We start from the raw sequence: 17,474 nt of genomic DNA on the forward strand, positions 1-17,474 counted from the left end.
GGCCGGCAACGCGAAAAGAACGCCGACTTACCGCTCGTGGGCCCAGAACTCCTCGTCGACGGTGACTTCCTTCTTGAACAGCGGCACTTCCTCCTTGAGGCGGTTGATGCCGTCCTCGACTGCACGGAACGCCTCGCCGCGGTGGCCGGCCAGGATGACGACGAAGACGATGTCCTCGCCGGCCTCGACCACGCCGGTCTTGTGGTGTAAACGGACCGCATAGACGCCGTCGCGTTCTTCGAGGTCCCGCCGGAGCGCGGCCATCTTCTCGGCGGCGACCTCGTCGTAGCGCTCGAACTCTAGCAGTTCCGTCGGCGGGTCCTCCGGCCCCTCCTGTGCGCGGACGCGCCCGGTGAAGGTCGCAATCGCGCCAGAGTAAACTTCGTCTGGGTCCCGCTTGACATCCGCGACGAGTGTTTCCAGCGTGATGTATGGGTCCCGTTCCTCCAGCGCCGTGACGATGTCGTCGAGGTCAGCGTCCGCGCCGTGGGGCGCGCGGTGGAGGACGGGATCGGCGGCCTCGCGGTCGCCGAGGACCACCTTCGGTACCGCCGCGTCCGAGTACCCCTCGACGAGCGCGTAGTCGTAGTCGGGCGCAAGGGCGTCCAGCGTCTCTGTGAGCGTCCGTGACTCGCCCGTCGCGTACCACTCGCCGTCGTCAGTGAGTGCGACCGTTTCGGCCGCCCCGGCGTCGCGGTGACGAGCCGTGTCCTTCCCGTCCGTGTCGACATCCGGCGGGTGCGTACAGTGTTTCACCGTCGCGACACGTCCGGTCTCGGAGAGCCGCTGTGTCAGCCGCTCTACCAGCGTGGTCTTCCCCGACTCGGAGTGGCCGACGATTCCCAGCACGTGCATGCGCGCCTCTAACACAGGAACGTAGATAGGCCTTGTTCCTGACCGCGGGGCCGTGTCTACCGCTCGGCAGTAGCCGACGCGGTACCCGGCTCCTACCAGTCCGACGGGGGCATGCCGCGGGTGGTCGTACTCTATATTGATTACCTACCGGAGAGTAGCGACGCTATGACTGTCGTGGCCGAGTTCACAATCGACTCGGACGAGTTCATTCTCGGGAAGGTGCTGGCGAGGGGCGACAACACGCACGTGGAGATGGAGCGGGTGGTGCCCGCCTCGGGGCGGGTGATGCCGTACATCTGGGTCCACGGCGGGGCGTTCGACGAGTTCGAAGTCGCTGTCGAGTCGAGTACGTACGTCCAAGCACTGCGCTCGCTCGACCGCATCGGGGAAAGCGCCCTCTACCGCGTCGAATGGGCCGAGGACGTGGAGAGTCTCATCTACGGCATGGCGGAGACGAACGCCACGATTCTGGAGGCCAGAGGCAACGTCGAGTGGTTCTTCCGTATCCGGTTCGACGACCACAGCGGGCTCACGGACTTCCACAACTTCTGTACGGACCACGACATCGTGTTCCAGCTGGACCGCGTGTACACGCTCGCGGAGGAGTACGACGGCGGGTATATGTTCGACCTGACCGACTCACAGCGGCGGGCGCTGGTCCTGGCCGTCGAATCGGGCTACTTCGAGGTGCCGCGTGGCACGACGCTGGGCGAACTCGGGGCGGAACTCGGTATCTCGGAGCAGTCGGTCTCGGAGAGCATCCGCCGCGCGACCAACAAGGTACTCCACTCAGTGATGTTCGACTCGCCGAAATGGGAGCGATAACAGGCGTCGACATATAAATGGGTGATATAACAGGTAATAGTGCCTTACCCTTCCGGGACGTTCCTCAGAACAGATGTCCAAGAGAGAGACGCTGAACTGGAGTTCGGTCTTCGATTGCCTGGCGAACGACGAACGGCGGGCCATCCTGAGCTTCCTGGTCGACGAGGACGGCCAGGTGACGATAGACGACGTGGCCGGACACCTCGCAGTCGACGGCGACGACGACACCGCGGTCGGCCGGGCGCGCGTCCAGTTGCACCACGTCCACCTCCCGAAGCTCAACGCCGCGGGGCTCATCGTCTGGAGCCGCGACCAGGGCACCGTCCGGGAGACGACACTCGCGTACCAGCTCCCCGTCGGAGCCATCACGACCGCGCCGGTGACCACGGCCCAAGGTACTGAAACCCAACAGGTGAGCGACTGACGGAGACGATGGTCGATAGCACAGACAATAACGAAATCGTGGACGCGATGACCGAGCCGTACGACTCGGTCACCGGCGTCGTCGTCCGGGCCGTCTCGACAGCGAACGACTGCGACCCCCTCGACCTGCCGCCGCTGGCGGACACCGTCGACGGGGACGTTCTGGAGGCGCTGTTCCCCGTGCCGGACAGCGACCTGACGGTGTCCTTCGAGTTCGCCGGCCGGGCCGTCGTCATCCAGAGCCCGGCGACGGTGTACGTACAGCCGGCGTCCCGGAGTGAGTAACCGGGGCGGTCCGCCTCGCAGGGCTTACCGCTCGACGGTTTTCTCGACGACACGGATGTCTTCGATGGCCGTGGTCGGGTACTCGCCGTCGGCGTCTTTCTCGTTTGCCTTCACCATATCCCAGACGACGTTGAGGCCGGTCGTCACGCCCTCCAGCGCTTCCATCTCGCAGCCGGTTTTGCCGACTGTCTCGACGGCAACCGTGAGTTCGACGGCCTCGTCGCCGACGGTGAACTCGACTTCGACGTTCGTGATGGGGATCTGGTGGCACATCGGCACCGTCTCCCACGTGTGTTTCACCGCCTGAATCGCGCCGATGCGGGCCGTCGTCAGCACGTCGCCTTTCTCCACCTCGTCGGCGTCGATGGCCGCCAGCGTGGACTCGGTGAGCCGAATCTGTCCGCGCGCGACTGCGCGGCGCTGGCTCTCGGCCTTATCGCCCACATCAACCATCTGTGCGTCCCCCTCCTCGTCGACGTGCGTGAACTCCTCGGGCATACCTCCCTGTAGCCGATGCCGGCCCAAAACCGTGCGGGTCCGTGCTACCGGCGGACGAGCCCCAGCAGGTGGCCCACAGCGGGCGCGACGAGTCGCTCCGCGCCCGTCCGAGCGGCGTTCTCGCTGCCGGGGAGACAGAACACCAGCCGGTCGTCGACGATGCCGGCGGTCGCCCGCGAGGCCATCGCCATCGGCCCGACTTCCTCGTAGGAGAGCCAGCGGAACAGTTCGCCGAAGCCGGGAATCGGCCGGTCAAACAGCGGTTCGATGGCGTCGACAGTCACGTCGTCGGGCGTGAGACCAGTCCCGCCGGTCGTCAGAACCACGTCGACCCCGTCATCCAGCAGGCTGGCAACGGCGTCTTCGATAGCGTCCATCTCGTCTGCGACGAGCCGACGCTCGGCGATCTCGTGGCCCGCGGCTTCGCAGGCCGCAGCGATGCTGTCACCTGCTGGGTCGTCGTCCAGCGTTCGCGAGGTCGAGACGGTGAGGACGCCTATTTCAACCCCTTCAGCGTCGTGGGCGTGATGGTCGTCGTGGGTGTGTTCCCTGTGGTCGTGTCCCACCTCGCTGTCGTTGGCGTCCTCGTCGTGGTCGTGTCCCATACAAGGGATGACAGTCGGCGGCAAAATATACCCTCGGCTGCGTGGCCGGCGGTCGCACTAACTCTAGCAGCGTCCACGACAAGTGCCAGTCGATATGAGCGGTGCTTATTCGTAGTATGGGAGCCGTTCGACGATCTCAGCGAAGGCCACGTTCTCGCGGACCTGATTCATTTTGACACGGAGGCGCTCCCCCACATCGGCGTCGGAGACGATAACGACGTACCCGCCGTCGATACGTGCGACGCCGTCGCCCTTGTCGCCGATGTTGTCGATTTCGACGACACGCGTTTCACCCTCAGCAACGGGCGGGGACGACGGTTCGAACTCAGGTTCCCCGCCCGGTTTGTCGGACCGGGAATCGGACTGGGTCTCAGACTTGGATTGTGAATTGGACCGAGGCCCGGGCTCCGAGTGGGAATTGGACCGAGGCTCGGGACTGGATTGAGACGGTGACTGGGGTGTGGGTGCCTCGGCCGCCGGCTCGAACAGCGCGATCCGGTACAGCGTCTCGGAGGCCAGCGTTCCCAGTTCGACCTCTTGTTTCGGAATCTCGATCACGTACGAGTCGTTGTGCTCCTCGACGGGTGCGGTAAAGAGACAGTGAAGATCTGAATCGGTCGCCATTAGTATAATTGGTTCGGCTAGGACCGGAACTGCATTGATTCTGGTGTTTTCGATCCGCCGGGCCGACCGCTACCGGAGGGGAGGCGAACAGGCTGTGCACGCCCGCTATCGAGCGAGCCGTCGGGCAGCGATCGGGGATTACTCGAACTCGAACAGCCGACGGAGCTCGCGCTCGATGGCGTCAGTGAACGCCGACAGCACTGTGTCGAACGTCGCTTCGTCGCCCGGCAGAGACTGCGCACGCGCCGCAGTGTCGTCGGGCAGCCGGATGCTGAACGTCCCGTCCCCCTCGTACACCGGCTCGCTCTCGCTGAGAATCTGCCGGTCTATCCCGCGAAGGACTTCGGAGTCGTACTGCCCATGCAGTTCCTGATACGCGTTCGAGTACGCCGCTTCGAGCTCCTCGAAGTAGTAGGCGTACTTCTCGTCGAATTTCTCGGCGTCGAACTCGGTCATGGCTGCAGTGTCGCCGGGGCGAGGGTAAAGGGTTCCGTGCCGCCGGGGACAGCACACCCGGTCGAGACCGACGCGCTCGAAGTCGGGTTTCGGTGCCTATCGGCTCCGGCCGGACACCGGCTATCGCTCCCCTGTAACCCCGATTTCACCGGCGAATTGCGTGAAGAACTCGTCCATGAATTCCCGACGCTGCTGACCAAGACGCCGGCCGGGGTAGGTGTACAGCATATCGACGCGTTCCTGCGCCCAGTCCCGGAGAAGTGCGATATCCGGAGAATCGGTGGACTCGACATCGGTAGCTGACGTGTCATCGATGACCGCGTATTTCTCACCCATCCGCCCGGACCGCTCGCCGACGATACAGGCCAGTCGAATGAGGCCGCGCGCGCCGGCAGCGTCCAGCTTGTCCGCGTCGAAGAGGAGTTTCGCCTCCAGCGTTTCCGGTTCCGGGGAACTCGCCCGGATACTGTGTGTTCGGATACAGTGTTTCAGACGGCCGATTCGATCAGGTTCCACACCTTCGGCCGCGAGTAGTTGCGCGGCTTCTGCTGTGGCCCATTCGTCGTGGTCATCGATGTCACCGGCCCGCTCCCGGGGCCGACCGATATCGTGGAGCCACGCCGACGCGGCGAGGATATCCCGGTCGACCGAGCCGTCGCAGTCGTCCGCGAGTCGAAGTGCGATGTCTCTGACTCGCTTGGCGTGAAACTGGTCGTGGGCTGGGAGGGCGTCTTCGTAGTACGACAGCGACAGTGTTCGGGCGAGGGGGCCAAGTTCCTGTGTCATTGGCAGCGGTGGCACCTCGCGTTCGGGCTGAAATAACTGCTGTGAAATACGTATACATCGTTGACATGTTTCGAGGGCGTGCCACTCAGCGGGCGTCAAGCAGGTCGTCGAGGAGCTTCCGCTGGGCGGCAGCGAGGTGTTCGGTGAACGTCGAGGTAGAGATGTCCAGCGCGTCGGCCACGTCGCCGGCGGTCGCCTCGCGCGGGTGCTCGAAGTACCCCATCTCGTGGGCCCTGGTCAGCACCTCACGCTGGCGGCTGGTCAGTTTTGCTCGGTCGAGGACGACCGGCTGGTCCGTCTCTGTGGACGTGTCCTCCAGTAGCCGTCGGAGTTTGACCGTCTCACCCTCGGATTCGAGGTCGTCGACGATGTCTCGCAGGGTCGGGATGTCGTCAACGAGGAACGTGACGACGATGGAGTCGGTGTCTGCCGAGAACTCCTGAACGACGCAGCCGGCTGCTTCGATACGTTCACACACGCAGCCCTGTCCGGCTGCCCGAGACAGCTGAAACACGTGTCGCTGGTCGTAGGCGAACACGTGGTCGGCGCTTGGGTCTGCACTCTGTAGCACTGACGGCGTTCCCTCACTGCCTTTGAGCGTGAACTCTTCGACAACCCGGCCAGCACCGCCACTCGTTGCGCTCCGGGAGACTGACGACACCGACCACTCCTCGTCAGCGTGCGGTTGCACCTGACACGACCGAGGGCCGAACACTTCGACCTCGGCAAGCATTCGGCCCGACATGTGTGGGGAATCCCCCGGCTAGCATAAAAGAGTCTGTGCGAACATGTTCGTATAAAAAACCGCCATATAATGGGCCTAAGATGTCGGGCTGGCAGTTCATCGGGGTGCTGGGACAAACCCCGAACACAGCGACGCAGATAGCCGTTCGAATCGCTGGCGAACCGAGATGACACAAGATTATGAGACGCAACACGATACTCATCGGTCTGTTGATAACGGCGGTGCTGCTGCCGATGTGGTACGTCGCATTGCACGGCGAGCCACCGTCGGAGGAAATCGCTATCGACGAGAGCGTCAGCGACATCCGTCCGCTCGAAGGCCCGGTCGAGACGCCGAACAAGCTGTCGCCGAGCCAGGTCGGCGTCGTCGTCTGGGTCGCCCTGTTCGGCCTCGTGGGCGTGCTGACGGCCGCCCACCAGTTCATGAACAGAGCGGTCCGGCCACCCGACGACACCGAACCGGTCACCGACGGCGGAACCGTCTCGCTGCCGTGGCTCGACACGGAGAACCGCTGGGTCGTCGAGTACCACGACGCCTCGGACGCCATCGAAGGACTCGTCGCCATGAGCGGACTGACGGTCCTGTCTATCGTCTTCGCGGCGTTGTTCACCGGCGAGTACCTCACGCTCGCCCGGACCCAGTACTTCGGGCTGTACGCGACCGGGATGTTTCTCTCGCTCGCGCTCTCGACGGTCGCGTACTACGCCTGGTTCATGCCGCACGTCGAAGTCGCCGAACTCAGGGGGCACGAATGATAGAGTATCCGAAACCCGATGAAGACGACGAGGAACAGGGCAACGACTGCTCGTGTGACGGGGCCGCCGGTACGTCTCCAACGCTGTACGGGGACGCCCGCGCAGAACTCCGCCGGCGTGACTTCGCGAAGTTCCTCGCGACCGTCGGCGGTCTGACTGCCGTCGCCAGCCTCACCGCACCCCTTGCCAGCACCACGCAGGTGTTCGAGCGAGGGTACAAGGGGCCGGTGTACTCCGACGGCATCCACCTCGTCGACGGCGAGGGCGAGCGCATCACGGAAAGCCGGCTCTCCGAGGGCGAACATATGACCGTGTTCCCGGAGCCCCGGCCCGGCATCGAGGACGCACCGACGCTGCTGGTGCGCTACGCCGAGTCCGACTACGGTAGCGGCGTCGCGGAGGGGTTCACCGTCAGCGGCTACGCCGCCTTCTCGAAGGTGTGTACCCACGCCGGCTGTATGGTCTCCGACAGGGAGGAGGACCTGGTCGTCTGCCCCTGTCACTTCGGGAAATTCAACGTCCTTGAGGGCGCAGCGGTCAGCGGCGGCCCGCCGGGGCGGGCGCTCCCGCAGCTCCCGATTACGGTGACCAGCGACGGATTCCTCGTCGCCACCGGTGACTTCGAGGGGCCAGTCGGCCCCGGAGGTGGATAATGTCTCGCGCCAAAGCCGTCTACGACTGGTTCGACACCCGCCTCGACCTGGAGAACGGCCAGACGTTCCTCGGGAAGGCGTTCCCGGCCGAGGACTCGTTCCTGCTGGGGGAGGTGGCGCTGTTCTGTTTCCTCCTCCTGATTCTGTCGGGGGTCTTCCTCGGGTTCTTTTTCGAACCCTCCACGTCCGATGTGGAGTACGACGGCAGCGTCCAGAAGTTCCAGGGCGAGGAGATGCCCGAGGCGTTCGTCTCGGTGTTGCACATCACCTACGACGTGCCCTTCGGGATGTTCATCCGCCGGCTCCACCACTGGGCGGCTCACCTCTTCGTCGCCTCGATAGGGTTGCACATGTTACGGGTGTTCTTCACGGGCGCGTACCGCAATCCGCGGGAGCCGAACTGGGTCGTCGGCACCGGGCTGGCGGCCCTGTCGATGGGCGCGGCCTACACCGGCTACGCCCTGCCGTTCGACGAGTTCGCCGCCACCGCGACCAGCATCGGCTACAACCTCACCATCTCCATCCCCCTGTTAGGTGATTTCCTCGGCCAGGTGGTGTTCGGAGGGGAGTTCCCCTCCAGCGCCACTATCCCGCGGCTGTACTTCCTGCACGTCCTCGTGATACCGGCGGCTATCGCCGTGGGGCTGGCCGTCCACATGGCCATCCTCATCCGGCAGAAACACACCGAGGCCCCGCGGGACGGCGACGTGACGGCCGGCCGCAAGCCCGTCGACGAGGAGGACGACGACATCATCATCGGCCTGCCCGCGTTCCCGAATCAGGCCGCCGTCTCGGCGGTGGTGTTTTTCGTCACCGCGGCAACGCTGTCGGCGCTGGCGGGCCTGCTGCCGGTCCACAACGTCGCCGAGTACGGTCCGAACGACCCCGCGTCCACGCCGGAACTCATCATGCCGGACTGGTTCCTGATGTGGGTGTACGGCTTCCTGAAGCTCCTGCCACAGATCAGCTTCAACGTCGGCCCCGCCCACATCAACGGGGAGTTCGTCGGCGGCATCGTCCTCCCGGGGCTCGTGTTCGCCGCGGTCGCCGCCTGGCCCTTCATCGACCGGACGGAGCCGACCCACTTCACCGCGGACCCGCTGGACCGGGCCTGGCAGACCGGCGTCGGCGTGGCCGCCGTCGCGTTCATCATGATCGCCTCCATCGCGGGGATGAACAACATCCTCGCGGGCCAGGTGCTTGGGACGACGACCGGCGTGGTCAACCCCATCCTGACGGCCGCGCTGCTGGTCGTCCCGCCCGTCTTCGGCGGGATTACGTACCTCCTGTTGCGCGACGGAGAGCCGTCGCCGTCCCGGGAGGGGGACGTGGCCGCCGACGGCGGCGCTGTCGACAGCGACGCGGACGCCACCGAACGGGAGGGAGACGGATGACGACGAGCGTCGAACTGAGCGAGCGACAGTATCGCCTGCTGGATACGACGAGTAAACTGGTCGGCCTCGCGCTGGTCGCCGCCGGCCTCGAAGTCGGCGGCAGCACATCGACCGGCATCGCACTAGCCGTGGCCGGCACCGCCTGCGCGACTGCGACTGTGTTCATCACCAATGAGTAGACACGACCCGACCGACGACGAGGCGGACAGTGCTGGAATCAGTCGCCGCGACTTCGTGCGCGGCCTCGGAGCCGCGTCGCTGCTGGGCGCGACGGGGCTGTCCTTCGCCGACGACGGCATGGACGGCCTGCAAGCGGTCGACGACCCCATCGGCAATTACCCGTACCGGGACTGGGAGGACCTCTACCGCGACGAGTGGGACTGGGACTCCGTCGCCCGCTCGACACACAGCGTCAACTGCACTGGCTCCTGTTCCTGGAACGTCTACGTCAAGGACGGCCAGGTCTGGCGCGAGGAGCAGGCCGGCGACTACCCGACCTTCGACGAGAGCCTCCCGGACCCAAACCCGCGTGGCTGCCAGAAGGGGGCTTGCTACACCGACTACGTCAACGCCGACCAGCGCGTGCTCCATCCGCTCCGGCGCACCGGCGAGCGCGGCGAGGGCCAGTGGGAGCGGATTAGCTGGGACGAGGCGCTGACCGAAATCGCCGACCACGTCATCGACGAGGTACAGGCGGGTCGGTACGACGCGATTTCCGGGTTCACGCCGATTCCGGCGATGTCCCCGGTGAGCTTCGCCTCCGGCTCCCGGCTCGTGAACCTGCTCGGCGGCGTCTCCCACAGCTTCTACGACTGGTACTCGGACCTGCCGCCGGGCCAGCCGATTACGTGGGGCACCCAGACCGACAACGCCGAGTCCGCCGACTGGCACAACGCCGACTACATCATCGCCTGGGGGTCGAACATCAACGTCACGCGCATCCCCGACGCGAAGTATTTCCTCGACGCCGGCTACGAGGGCGCAAAGCGGGTCGGTATCTTCACCGACTACTCCCAGACGGCCATTCACACCGACGAGTGGCTCTCGCCCCACGGCGGCAGCGACACCGCGCTCGCGCTTGGGATGGCCCAGACCATCGTCGACGAGGGGCTGTACGACGAGGAGCATCTCAAAGAGCAGACCGACATGCCGCTGCTCGTCCGGGAGGACACCGGCAAGTTCCTCCGGGCCAGCGAAGTCGGCCTCGCCGAGGACGCCGACGACCCCGAGAAGGTGTTCGTCATGGTCGACGCCGACGGCACCCTCCGGCGCGCGCCCGGCTCGCTGGGCGAACGGGACGGCCAGAAGGACTACTCGGCGAGCATCGAACTCGACTTCGACCCGCAGTTGTCGGTCGAGCGGACCATCGAGACCGACGCGGGCAGCGTCGCGGTCAGGTCGGTCTGGGAGAACCTCACTGACGAACTCAGCCAGTATACGCCGGAGTTCGTCCACGAGGAGACCGGCGTCGGCGAAAACACCTACCAGCGAGTCGCCCGCGAGTTCGCCGAGGCCGACGCGGCCAAAATCATCCACGGCAAGGGCGTCAACGACTGGTACCACAACGATCTGGGCAACCGCGCCATCCAGTTGCTCGTGACGCTGACGGGCAATCTGGGCGACCCCGGCACCGGCCTGGACCACTACGTCGGCCAAGAGAAGATCTGGTCGTTCCACGGCTGGAAGGTGCTCTCGTTCCCGACCGGCAGCGTCCGCGGGGTCCCGACGACGCTGTGGACGTACTTCCACGCCGGCATCCTCGACAACACCGACCCCGACACCGCCGAGAAGATACGCGAGTCCATCGACGAGGGATGGATGCCGGTCTACCCCGAGGAACGCGAGGACGGGAGCCGGCCGGACCCGTCGACGATGTTCATCTGGCGGGGCAACTACTTCAATCAGGCCAAGGGCAACGTCGCCGTCGAGGAACAGCTCTGGCCCAAACTCGACCTCGTCGTCGACATCAACTTCCGGATGGACTCGACGGCGATGTACTCGGACATCGTCCTGCCGGCGGCCAGCCACTACGAGAAACACGACCTCTCGGAGACGGACATGCACACCTACGTGCACCCGTTCACGCCGGCCGTCGAGCCGCTGGGCGAGGCCAAGACCGACTGGGAAATCTTCCGCCTGCTCGCCGAGAAGATACAGGAGCGGGCCCGTGAACGGGGCGTCGAGCCGGTCGAGGACCGGAAGTTCGACCGCACCATCGACCTGACGACCATCCACGACGACTACGTCCGCGACTGGGAGACCGGCGAGGAGGGCGCACTGGAGGAAGACAGGGCCGCCGCGGAGTTCATCCTCGAACACTCCGAGGAGACCAACCCCGAGGACAGCGACGAACAGATAACGTTCGACGACATCGAGGACCAGCCCCAGCGGTTCCTCGAAGCTGGCGACCACTGGAGTTCCGACATCAAGGACGGGGAGGCGTACGTCCCGTGGCAGGACTACGTCCACGACAAGAACCCCTGGCCCACCTTCACCGGCCGCCAGCAGTACTACATCGACCACGACTGGTACCTCGAACTCGGCGAGGAACTGCCGACCCACAAGGAGGGGCCGGAGAACACCGGCGGGGACTACCCGCTGTCGTACAACACGCCCCACGGCCGGTGGTCCATCCACTCGACGTGGCGCGACGACCCCAAGATGCTCCGCCTCCAGCGGGGGGAACCGGTGGTGTACATCAACCCCGAGGACGCCGAAGAGCGCGGCATCGAGGACGGCGACACCGTCGAGGTGTACAACGACCTCGGGGCCGTCGAGGTGCAGGCCAAAATCTACCCGTCCAGCGAGCCGGGGACCGTCCGGCACTTCTTCTCCTGGGAGAAGTTCCAGTACCCCGACCGGGACAACTTCAACACGCTCGTCCCGATGTACATGAAGCCGACCCAGCTAGTGCAGTACCCCGAGGACACCGGCGAGCACCTGCACTTCTTCCCGAACTACTGGGGGCCGACGGGGGTCAACAGCGACGTGCGCGTCGACGTCCGACCGACCGGAGGTGACAGCGAATGAGCACCGACCAACAGGACGAACAGGGCGAGGACGATACGCTGGTCAACGTCGCCGACGGCGTCGACCACCAGGTCGCGATGGTGATGGACCTGAACAAGTGCATCGGCTGCCAGACGTGTACTATCGCCTGCAAGAGCCTCTGGACGGAGGACGGCGGGTCGGAGTACATGTACTGGAACAACGTCGAGACCAAGCCCGGCGAGGGCTACCCGCGGGGCTGGGAGGACTCCGGCGGCGGCTGGGAGTCCAGCGAGCACTCCGACCGCTCGCCGGGCGAGATTCCAGACGAGGAAGACTACGGCCGCGCCTGGGAGTTCAACCACAGCGAAATCATGTACGAGGGCAGCGACGAGCCGCTCCGGCCCCGCGAAGGCGCGGAATGGGGCCCCAACTGGGACGAGGACCAGGGGGCCGGCGAGTACCCCAACAGCTACTACTTCTATCTCCCGCGCATCTGCAACCACTGCACCCACCCCTCCTGTGTCGAGGCCTGCCCGCGCTCGGCGCTGTACAAGCGCCAGGAAGACGGCATCGTTCTCGTCGACCAGGACCGCTGTCGGGGCTACCGCTACTGCGTCGAGGGCTGTCCGTACAAGAAGGTGTACTACAACACCGTCTCGAAGAAATCGGAGAAGTGCATCTTCTGTTACCCGCGCATCGAGGGCGAAGGTCCCGATGGAGAGACGTTCGCGCCGGCCTGTGCCGAGGAGTGCCCGCCCCAGCTCCGGCTGGTCGGCTTCCTCGACGACGAGGAGGGTCCGATTCACAAGCTTGTCAACGAGTACGAGGTTGCCCTGCCGCTCCATCCGGAGTTCCGGACCCAGCCCAACGTCTACTACATCCCGCCCTTCGCGCCCGGCCAGCACACGGAGGACGGGGAGACAGTCGACATCGACCGCATCCCACGACAGTACCTCCGGGACCTGTTCGGCGACGGCGTCGACCAAGCCCTCGACACCATCGAGCGCGAGCGCCAGCGGGCCCGACAGGGCGAAGACAGCGAACTGATGGAACTGCTCCAGGACAAGAACCCGGCCAAACAGTACCGATTGGAGGTCTTTGACGATGACTGACCACCGACACACGCTCACACTCACGGCGGTGCTGGCGGGGCTCATCGTCGTTTCGACGGTGGCCGCGCCGATGGCCAGCGCCCGGCCAGCACACGAGATACCGGTTTCGGAGGTATCGACGGCCGACCTCGCACAGCCGGACGCCGACGGGTGGACGGGGGTGCCGGCCTCTGACGTGCCGCTTTCGAGCGCCCCGAGTAGCGTCCCGAACGCCGACGACACGTCCGTCGAGACGGTCGACGTGCAGGCGGCCCGGACTGACGAGCGCCTGTACGTCCGTCTGCAGTGGCACGACGCGACACGGGATACAAACGCCAGCGGCACACGGGCGTTCGCCGACGCGGTCGCGGTCCAGTTCCCGGTCAACACGAGTTCTCGGCCGCCGATAGCGATGGGCGGCCCGGACAACCGCGTCAACGTCTGGTACTGGAGCGGGTCGACCGGGACGCAGGAACTGCTGGCCGGCGGAGTCGGTTCGACAACCGCCTTCGAGAACCCGACCGTCTCGGCCAACGCGAGTCACAGCGGCACCGGCGGCAACGCCACCTGGACGGTGGTCTACTCGCGGCCGCTGGACGTCTCCGGCGAGAACCGGACCGACCTGCGGACCGACGGCGACCTCGACGTGGCCTTCGCCGTCTGGAACGGCTCCAACGGCGAGCGGTCCGGCCAGAAAGCGGTCAGCGAGTGGCACTACTACCCGTTCAGCGGCGGCCCGCAGGGCCCGCCCTACGAGACACTGCTGTGGACCGTCGCCGGTATCGCCATCGTCGCTGTCGTCGGCGTCACCGGCTTCGGCATCTATCGGACACGGGGGGTCGAGTGATGGCGAGCACGCCAGCCGACTCGATAGATGACCTCGATGAGACTGCCGCTGCCCGCGGCGCGGTGTACGCGACGCTCGCCAAGGCGTTCGAGTACCCCGAGGAGTCGTTCCACAGCGCGGCGGCCGACGGGACGCTGGAAGCGGATTTGCAAGCGTGTCTCGACCGGACAGGCCTCGACGTGACCGTCCCGTCGCTCACCACCGGTGATGACTACGAGACGCTCGCGGCCCGCTACAACGACATCTTCGAACTCGGCTACAGCGAGTACACCGACCGCACCGACGGCTCGCTGGAGGCCGAGGGGCCGCCAGTCCCGCTGTACGAGTCCAAATACCGGCCGGACCACTCCTGGAACGACGTGAATCTCGACCTCTCGCGGGCCTACAGCCACTACGGCCTCGAAATCGACCAGGAGACCCGGGACAACCACGACGCCGTGACCTACGAACTGGAGTTCGCGGGCTACCTGGCCCGCCGGGAAGCCGCCATCGGAGACGACGCCGCAAGTGCCAGGCTTGACTTCCACGACCGCCACCTCGGCCACGCCGCGGCCGGCGTCGCCGACCGGCTGGCCGACGAGCCGGGGACCGACATCTACGGCGGCTTCGGCGAACTGCTGGAGGCGTTCGTCCGGGCCGACCGAAACGACCTCGCGGACCGACTGGAGGGGAAGCGATGACAGCCACCTTCCAGCAGCGAGTCCGGCCGCTACTGCTCGGCGGGGACCGCTCGCTCGCGGACCTCGCGGTCGGCACGGCGGCCGTCGCGGTGGCCGCCCGCTACCTCGCGGTTCTGTTCGTCAACGCGCCGGGATACGGGGTCCCGGTCGCGCCCGGCCCGTTGACGGTCGCGTCCACGGCCGTCGTCGCCGCCGCGGCGGTCACCGTCGCCGTCACCGACGCCGACCCGGCCGCCGGCGTCGGCCTGCTGTTCGTCGGCGTGTTCGGCCTGCTGTCGGTCGTCAGTAGCGCTGTGGCGCTCCCGGCGGCCGCCGCCGTCGTCCTCGGGACGGCGACGGTCGCGGCGGTCTCGGGCCGACGGCTGGACCCCGTCTCGGCGGCCGCGTCCGCCCTGCTCGTCGCGGCGCTGAGCGTCGGGCTGGCGAGCGGCGTCGGCGGCTGGACGGGGCTCCGACCGGCGGCCTCGACCGCGGCGCTGCTCGGGGTCGCGGCGACGCCGGCGTTCGCCGCGACGGACTGGCGATCGCTGTCGACGGCGGACTGGGGCGCGATACTCGGCGGCGTCGCCGCCTTCGCCGTCGTCCTCGCGGTCGGCCGCGCCGTCCCGTTCGTCACCGGCGCGGTCACGCTCACCGGCAGCGGCGTTGTCGGAACGAGCCTCCCGGTGGTAGCACTGGCCGCGGCCGGCGCGGTGACGACGGCCAGCGCCGCCAGCCGGACCCGCCGCTGGACGCTGCTTGCCGGCGTCGCGCTGGTCGCGTTCGCCGGCGTCCCGGCCTCGCTCCCGCGGGCGCTCCCGTTCGCGCTCGGGGTCGCCGCGCTCACGCGCGGGGAGGGACAGCCATGACCGGGTGCCACGACGACGACGAGTTCGAGAAGCACCTCGAAGAGGACCCCGACCCGCAACTGGACCCCGAGCGCAGCCCGGGCCTGCACACCGACATCGAGGCGCTAGAGGACATCGAGGTGAGCCGCGAAGACGTGACCATCGGCGAGGCGACGCCGGAGGAACTGGCCGCGAGCGACACCGAACCTGTCGAGGACGACGCGGCGGCGTCGCTGCTGTCCGACATCGAACACGGGGAAAAGACCGAGCGCCGCCGCGCCGCGCTCGAACTCAAAGACCGCGCGTCCACCGGCGAAATCGTGGCGGCACTGGCCCGCGCCGCGACGACCGACGACGACAGCGACGTGCGCCAGTTCGCCGTCGAGGCGCTGACCGCCCACGGCGGTGAGCGGGCCGCAGCGGTGGCGGTGGAACTGCTTTCCGACCCCGACCCGTGGGTCCGGGCCGAAGCCGTCGTCACGCTCGACAACGTCGACCGCGAGGCCCACGAAGAGGATATCGCGGCCGCTATACACGACGACCACCACGCGGTCCGGCGCAACGCGGCCATCTCGCTGTTCAAACTCCGCGGCGAGGGGATGGCCGACCTGCTGTTAGAGCAGAGCCGGGACGACAGCGAGCGGGTCCGCGAGTGGGCCGCGCACATGCTCGGCGGCGTCGACGAGGACCGCGCTCGCGAGCGACTCCGCGAACTCACCGACGACCCGGCAACCGTGGTCCGCCAGACCGCCGAGCGGTCCCTCGAAGCGGACCCCGGACGGTTCCGCCGACAGTTCGGCGGCGCGCTGGAGAACGACGCCCGACTCCTGCCCGGCGAAGACAGACTCAATCGGATGCCCGACCTCTGACGATGACTGACGGAACGCCCACCACACTGACCGACCGTATCGAAGCCGCACTGCGAGACGTGCGCGACCCGAACGCCGACCTCTCCGTGTTCGACGCGGGCTTCGTCGAGAACATCGACGCGGCCAACGGCGACGTGACGATCGAGGCCGACCTGACCGCGCTGGACGGCCAGACGAGCACGCAGGTCGTCCAGGCGATGCTCCACGCGGTCGACGACGTGGACGGCGTCGACAGCGTCCACGTCGAACGGACGACGCCATCGAGCGAGGGGCAGGCCGGTGTCGAGTCGTTCGACCACGTTATCGCCGTCGCCAGCGCGAAGGGCGGCGTCGGCAAGTCGACGGTCGCCACGCATCTGGCCTGCGCGCTGGCCGCCGACAGCGACGTGGCGCTGTTCGACGCCGACATCCACGGCCCGAACGTCCCCGAGTTGCTTGACGTGAGCGGCCCGGTCCACTCCAGCGAGGAGGGCGACCCGCTCCCGGTCCGAGCGGGCGACATGGACGTGATGAGCGTCGGTCTGATGGAAAGCGGCGCGCCGCTGGCCTGGCGCGGCGCGATGGCCCACGACGCCCTCGACGATCTGTTCGAGAACACCGCATGGCGCAACGACGAGATACTGGTGCTTGACCTGCCCCCCGGAACCGGTGACGTGGTGCTGACGACGCTACAGGAGGTCCCCGTCGACGGAGTCGTCGTCGTGACGACGCCGTTTCACGCCAGCGTCAGCGACACCAGCCGAACGGTCGAGCTGTTCCGCGACAACGACGTGCCGGTCCTGGGAACCGTCGTCAACATGGCCGAATACGTCTGTGATTGCTGTGGCGAGCCCAACGACCTGTTCACCGGTAGTGCGCTTGAAGACCTCGATGCCGAGGTGCTGGCCGAACTCCCGTTCTCGCAGGACCTGCAGGAAACGCCAGTGCCCGGCGACGTGCCCAGCGCGGTCAGCGATTTGGGGGATGCCGTGGAATCGGCCCTCGACACCGCCGGCGAGGTGGGCGTCGAACCAACCGCCGATATCCGGGGCCTGCCGCCACAGGAACGCAAGGATCTGGTTCGAGAGCAGTTCACCGCGCTGGACAGCGGCGAGTCGTTCGTCCTCGTCAGCGACCGCGACCCGACGCCGGTCGGACAGTTCCTGGGCCGGCTCGCGGAGGCCCCGCGAGAAGCCTTCGACCCGTTCGAGGTCCGCCGAGAGACACCGTCCGACTGGGTGCTGGAGACTGTCAAGCCGTAGGACGGTCGCTGGCAGTCGACAGTG

General features: G+C 66.7%; 21 protein-coding genes. 14 read left to right on the forward strand and 7 right to left on the reverse strand.

Features of this window, described 5'->3' with window-relative positions; all coding sequences use genetic code 11:
• Positions 1 to 27: 27 nt before the first annotated feature.
• Positions 28 to 855 carry a molybdopterin synthase gene (locus tag BVU17_08615; protein ID AUG47575.1) on the reverse strand — a complete coding sequence of 276 codons (828 nt, stop codon included), beginning with the start codon at positions 853 to 855 and terminating at the stop codon, positions 28 to 30.
• Between the two features lie 165 nt (positions 856 to 1,020).
• On the opposite strand from BVU17_08615, the gene BVU17_08620 reads away from it, so the two are divergent.
• From BVU17_08620 to BVU17_08630, 3 genes are all read left to right on the forward strand, one after another.
• Positions 1,021 to 1,680 (forward strand): hypothetical protein, encoded by a 660-nt coding sequence (locus BVU17_08620; GenBank protein ID AUG47576.1) that lies wholly within the window; start codon positions 1,021 to 1,023, stop codon positions 1,678 to 1,680.
• Positions 1,681 to 1,753: 73 nt separating this feature from the next.
• Positions 1,754 to 2,104: a hypothetical protein gene (locus tag BVU17_08625; GenBank protein AUG47577.1), complete on the forward strand. Its 351-nt coding sequence runs from the start codon at positions 1,754 to 1,756 to the stop codon at positions 2,102 to 2,104.
• A gap of 47 nt (positions 2,105 to 2,151) precedes the next feature.
• Positions 2,152 to 2,388 carry a hypothetical protein gene (locus BVU17_08630; GenBank protein ID AUG48877.1) on the forward strand — a complete coding sequence of 79 codons (237 nt, stop codon included), beginning with the start codon at positions 2,152 to 2,154 and terminating at the stop codon, positions 2,386 to 2,388.
• A gap of 24 nt (positions 2,389 to 2,412) precedes the next feature.
• Here BVU17_08630 and BVU17_08635 read toward each other — a convergent pair whose 3' ends face one another.
• From BVU17_08635 to BVU17_08660, 6 genes are all read right to left on the reverse strand, one after another.
• Positions 2,413 to 2,886: a molybdenum cofactor biosynthesis protein C gene (locus tag BVU17_08635; protein ID AUG47578.1), complete on the reverse strand. Its 474-nt coding sequence runs from the start codon at positions 2,884 to 2,886 to the stop codon at positions 2,413 to 2,415.
• Between the two features lie 44 nt (positions 2,887 to 2,930).
• Entirely contained in the window at positions 2,931 to 3,491 is a 561-nt protein-coding gene (locus tag BVU17_08640; protein ID AUG47579.1) for a molybdenum cofactor biosynthesis protein B, read from the reverse strand.
• A 105-nt stretch (positions 3,492 to 3,596) separates the two neighbouring features.
• Positions 3,597 to 4,115 (reverse strand): hypothetical protein, encoded by a 519-nt coding sequence (locus tag BVU17_08645; protein ID AUG47580.1) that lies wholly within the window; start codon positions 4,113 to 4,115, stop codon positions 3,597 to 3,599.
• Positions 4,116 to 4,253: 138 nt separating this feature from the next.
• On the reverse strand, positions 4,254 to 4,571 hold the full coding sequence (locus tag BVU17_08650; GenBank protein ID AUG47581.1) for a hypothetical protein: 318 nt from the start codon (positions 4,569 to 4,571) through the stop codon (positions 4,254 to 4,256).
• Between the two features lie 120 nt (positions 4,572 to 4,691).
• On the reverse strand, positions 4,692 to 5,357 hold the full coding sequence (locus BVU17_08655) for a metal-dependent phosphohydrolase (GenBank protein ID AUG47582.1): 666 nt from the start codon (positions 5,355 to 5,357) through the stop codon (positions 4,692 to 4,694).
• Positions 5,358 to 5,442: 85 nt separating this feature from the next.
• A complete protein-coding gene (locus tag BVU17_08660; GenBank protein ID AUG47583.1) occupies positions 5,443 to 6,102 on the reverse strand; it encodes a bacterio-opsin activator in 660 nt (219 codons plus the stop codon).
• A gap of 179 nt (positions 6,103 to 6,281) precedes the next feature.
• Between BVU17_08660 and BVU17_08665 the strand changes: the two genes are divergently transcribed.
• The 11 genes from BVU17_08665 to BVU17_08715 are packed head-to-tail and all read left to right on the forward strand — an operon-like array spanning position 6,282 to position 17,450.
• Positions 6,282 to 6,857 (forward strand): hypothetical protein, encoded by a 576-nt coding sequence (locus BVU17_08665; GenBank protein AUG47584.1) that lies wholly within the window; start codon positions 6,282 to 6,284, stop codon positions 6,855 to 6,857.
• Positions 6,854 to 7,510: a (2Fe-2S)-binding protein gene (locus BVU17_08670; GenBank protein ID AUG47585.1), complete on the forward strand. Its 657-nt coding sequence runs from the start codon at positions 6,854 to 6,856 to the stop codon at positions 7,508 to 7,510. The genes BVU17_08665 and BVU17_08670 overlap by 4 nt, the downstream gene beginning before the upstream one ends.
• Positions 7,510 to 8,904: a cytochrome b gene (locus tag BVU17_08675; GenBank protein ID AUG47586.1), complete on the forward strand. Its 1,395-nt coding sequence runs from the start codon at positions 7,510 to 7,512 to the stop codon at positions 8,902 to 8,904. The genes BVU17_08670 and BVU17_08675 overlap by 1 nt, the downstream gene beginning before the upstream one ends.
• Complete coding sequence (locus BVU17_08680; GenBank protein ID AUG47587.1) at positions 8,901 to 9,083, forward strand: hypothetical protein; 183 nt, start codon at positions 8,901 to 8,903, stop codon at positions 9,081 to 9,083. The genes BVU17_08675 and BVU17_08680 overlap by 4 nt, the downstream gene beginning before the upstream one ends.
• Positions 9,076 to 11,934 carry a nitrate reductase gene (locus BVU17_08685; protein AUG47588.1) on the forward strand — a complete coding sequence of 953 codons (2,859 nt, stop codon included), beginning with the start codon at positions 9,076 to 9,078 and terminating at the stop codon, positions 11,932 to 11,934. Before BVU17_08680 ends, BVU17_08685 begins: the two co-directional genes overlap by 8 nt.
• Positions 11,931 to 13,007, forward strand: a complete 1,077-nt coding sequence (locus BVU17_08690) for a respiratory nitrate reductase subunit beta (protein AUG47589.1) — start codon at positions 11,931 to 11,933, stop codon at positions 13,005 to 13,007. Before BVU17_08685 ends, BVU17_08690 begins: the two co-directional genes overlap by 4 nt.
• Entirely contained in the window at positions 13,000 to 13,833 is an 834-nt protein-coding gene (locus BVU17_08695; protein AUG47590.1) for a DMSO reductase, read from the forward strand. The genes BVU17_08690 and BVU17_08695 overlap by 8 nt, the downstream gene beginning before the upstream one ends.
• Positions 13,833 to 14,513, forward strand: a complete 681-nt coding sequence (locus BVU17_08700; GenBank protein ID AUG47591.1) for a molecular chaperone — start codon at positions 13,833 to 13,835, stop codon at positions 14,511 to 14,513. The genes BVU17_08695 and BVU17_08700 overlap by 1 nt, the downstream gene beginning before the upstream one ends.
• Positions 14,510 to 15,361 carry a phosphate ABC transporter permease gene (locus BVU17_08705; protein ID AUG47592.1) on the forward strand — a complete coding sequence of 284 codons (852 nt, stop codon included), beginning with the start codon at positions 14,510 to 14,512 and terminating at the stop codon, positions 15,359 to 15,361. Before BVU17_08700 ends, BVU17_08705 begins: the two co-directional genes overlap by 4 nt.
• Complete coding sequence (locus BVU17_08710) at positions 15,358 to 16,209, forward strand: protein phosphatase (protein AUG47593.1); 852 nt, start codon at positions 15,358 to 15,360, stop codon at positions 16,207 to 16,209. Before BVU17_08705 ends, BVU17_08710 begins: the two co-directional genes overlap by 4 nt.
• Positions 16,210 to 16,211: 2 nt before the next feature.
• Positions 16,212 to 17,450, forward strand: coding sequence for an ATP-binding protein (locus tag BVU17_08715; GenBank protein AUG47594.1), 1,239 nt, complete (start codon positions 16,212 to 16,214; stop codon positions 17,448 to 17,450).
• Positions 17,451 to 17,474: the final 24 nt, after the last annotated feature.

The organism is Haloarcula taiwanensis (assembly GCA_002844335.1).
GTDB classification, from domain to species: domain Archaea; phylum Halobacteriota; class Halobacteria; order Halobacteriales; family Haloarculaceae; genus Haloarcula; species Haloarcula taiwanensis.

Coding starts and splice junctions, on each gene's coding strand:
- BVU17_08615 (AUG47575.1), bottom strand. CDS start 855: ATGCACGTGCTGGGAATCGTCGGCCACTCCGAGTCGGGGAAGACCACG.
- BVU17_08620 (AUG47576.1), top strand. CDS start 1,021: ATGACTGTCGTGGCCGAGTTCACAATCGACTCGGACGAGTTCATTCTC.
- BVU17_08625 (AUG47577.1), top strand. CDS start 1,754: ATGTCCAAGAGAGAGACGCTGAACTGGAGTTCGGTCTTCGATTGCCTG.
- BVU17_08630 (AUG48877.1), top strand. CDS start 2,152: ATGACCGAGCCGTACGACTCGGTCACCGGCGTCGTCGTCCGGGCCGTC.
- BVU17_08635 (AUG47578.1), bottom strand. CDS start 2,886: ATGCCCGAGGAGTTCACGCACGTCGACGAGGAGGGGGACGCACAGATG.
- BVU17_08640 (AUG47579.1), bottom strand. CDS start 3,491: ATGGGACACGACCACGACGAGGACGCCAACGACAGCGAGGTGGGACAC.
- BVU17_08645 (AUG47580.1), bottom strand. CDS start 4,115: ATGGCGACCGATTCAGATCTTCACTGTCTCTTTACCGCACCCGTCGAG.
- BVU17_08650 (AUG47581.1), bottom strand. CDS start 4,571: ATGACCGAGTTCGACGCCGAGAAATTCGACGAGAAGTACGCCTACTAC.
- BVU17_08655 (AUG47582.1), bottom strand. CDS start 5,357: ATGACACAGGAACTTGGCCCCCTCGCCCGAACACTGTCGCTGTCGTAC.
- BVU17_08660 (AUG47583.1), bottom strand. CDS start 6,102: ATGTCGGGCCGAATGCTTGCCGAGGTCGAAGTGTTCGGCCCTCGGTCG.
- BVU17_08665 (AUG47584.1), top strand. CDS start 6,282: ATGAGACGCAACACGATACTCATCGGTCTGTTGATAACGGCGGTGCTG.
- BVU17_08670 (AUG47585.1), top strand. CDS start 6,854: ATGATAGAGTATCCGAAACCCGATGAAGACGACGAGGAACAGGGCAAC.
- BVU17_08675 (AUG47586.1), top strand. CDS start 7,510: ATGTCTCGCGCCAAAGCCGTCTACGACTGGTTCGACACCCGCCTCGAC.
- BVU17_08680 (AUG47587.1), top strand. CDS start 8,901: ATGACGACGAGCGTCGAACTGAGCGAGCGACAGTATCGCCTGCTGGAT.
- BVU17_08685 (AUG47588.1), top strand. CDS start 9,076: ATGAGTAGACACGACCCGACCGACGACGAGGCGGACAGTGCTGGAATC.
- BVU17_08690 (AUG47589.1), top strand. CDS start 11,931: ATGAGCACCGACCAACAGGACGAACAGGGCGAGGACGATACGCTGGTC.
- BVU17_08695 (AUG47590.1), top strand. CDS start 13,000: ATGACTGACCACCGACACACGCTCACACTCACGGCGGTGCTGGCGGGG.
- BVU17_08700 (AUG47591.1), top strand. CDS start 13,833: ATGGCGAGCACGCCAGCCGACTCGATAGATGACCTCGATGAGACTGCC.
- BVU17_08705 (AUG47592.1), top strand. CDS start 14,510: ATGACAGCCACCTTCCAGCAGCGAGTCCGGCCGCTACTGCTCGGCGGG.
- BVU17_08710 (AUG47593.1), top strand. CDS start 15,358: ATGACCGGGTGCCACGACGACGACGAGTTCGAGAAGCACCTCGAAGAG.
- BVU17_08715 (AUG47594.1), top strand. CDS start 16,212: ATGACTGACGGAACGCCCACCACACTGACCGACCGTATCGAAGCCGCA.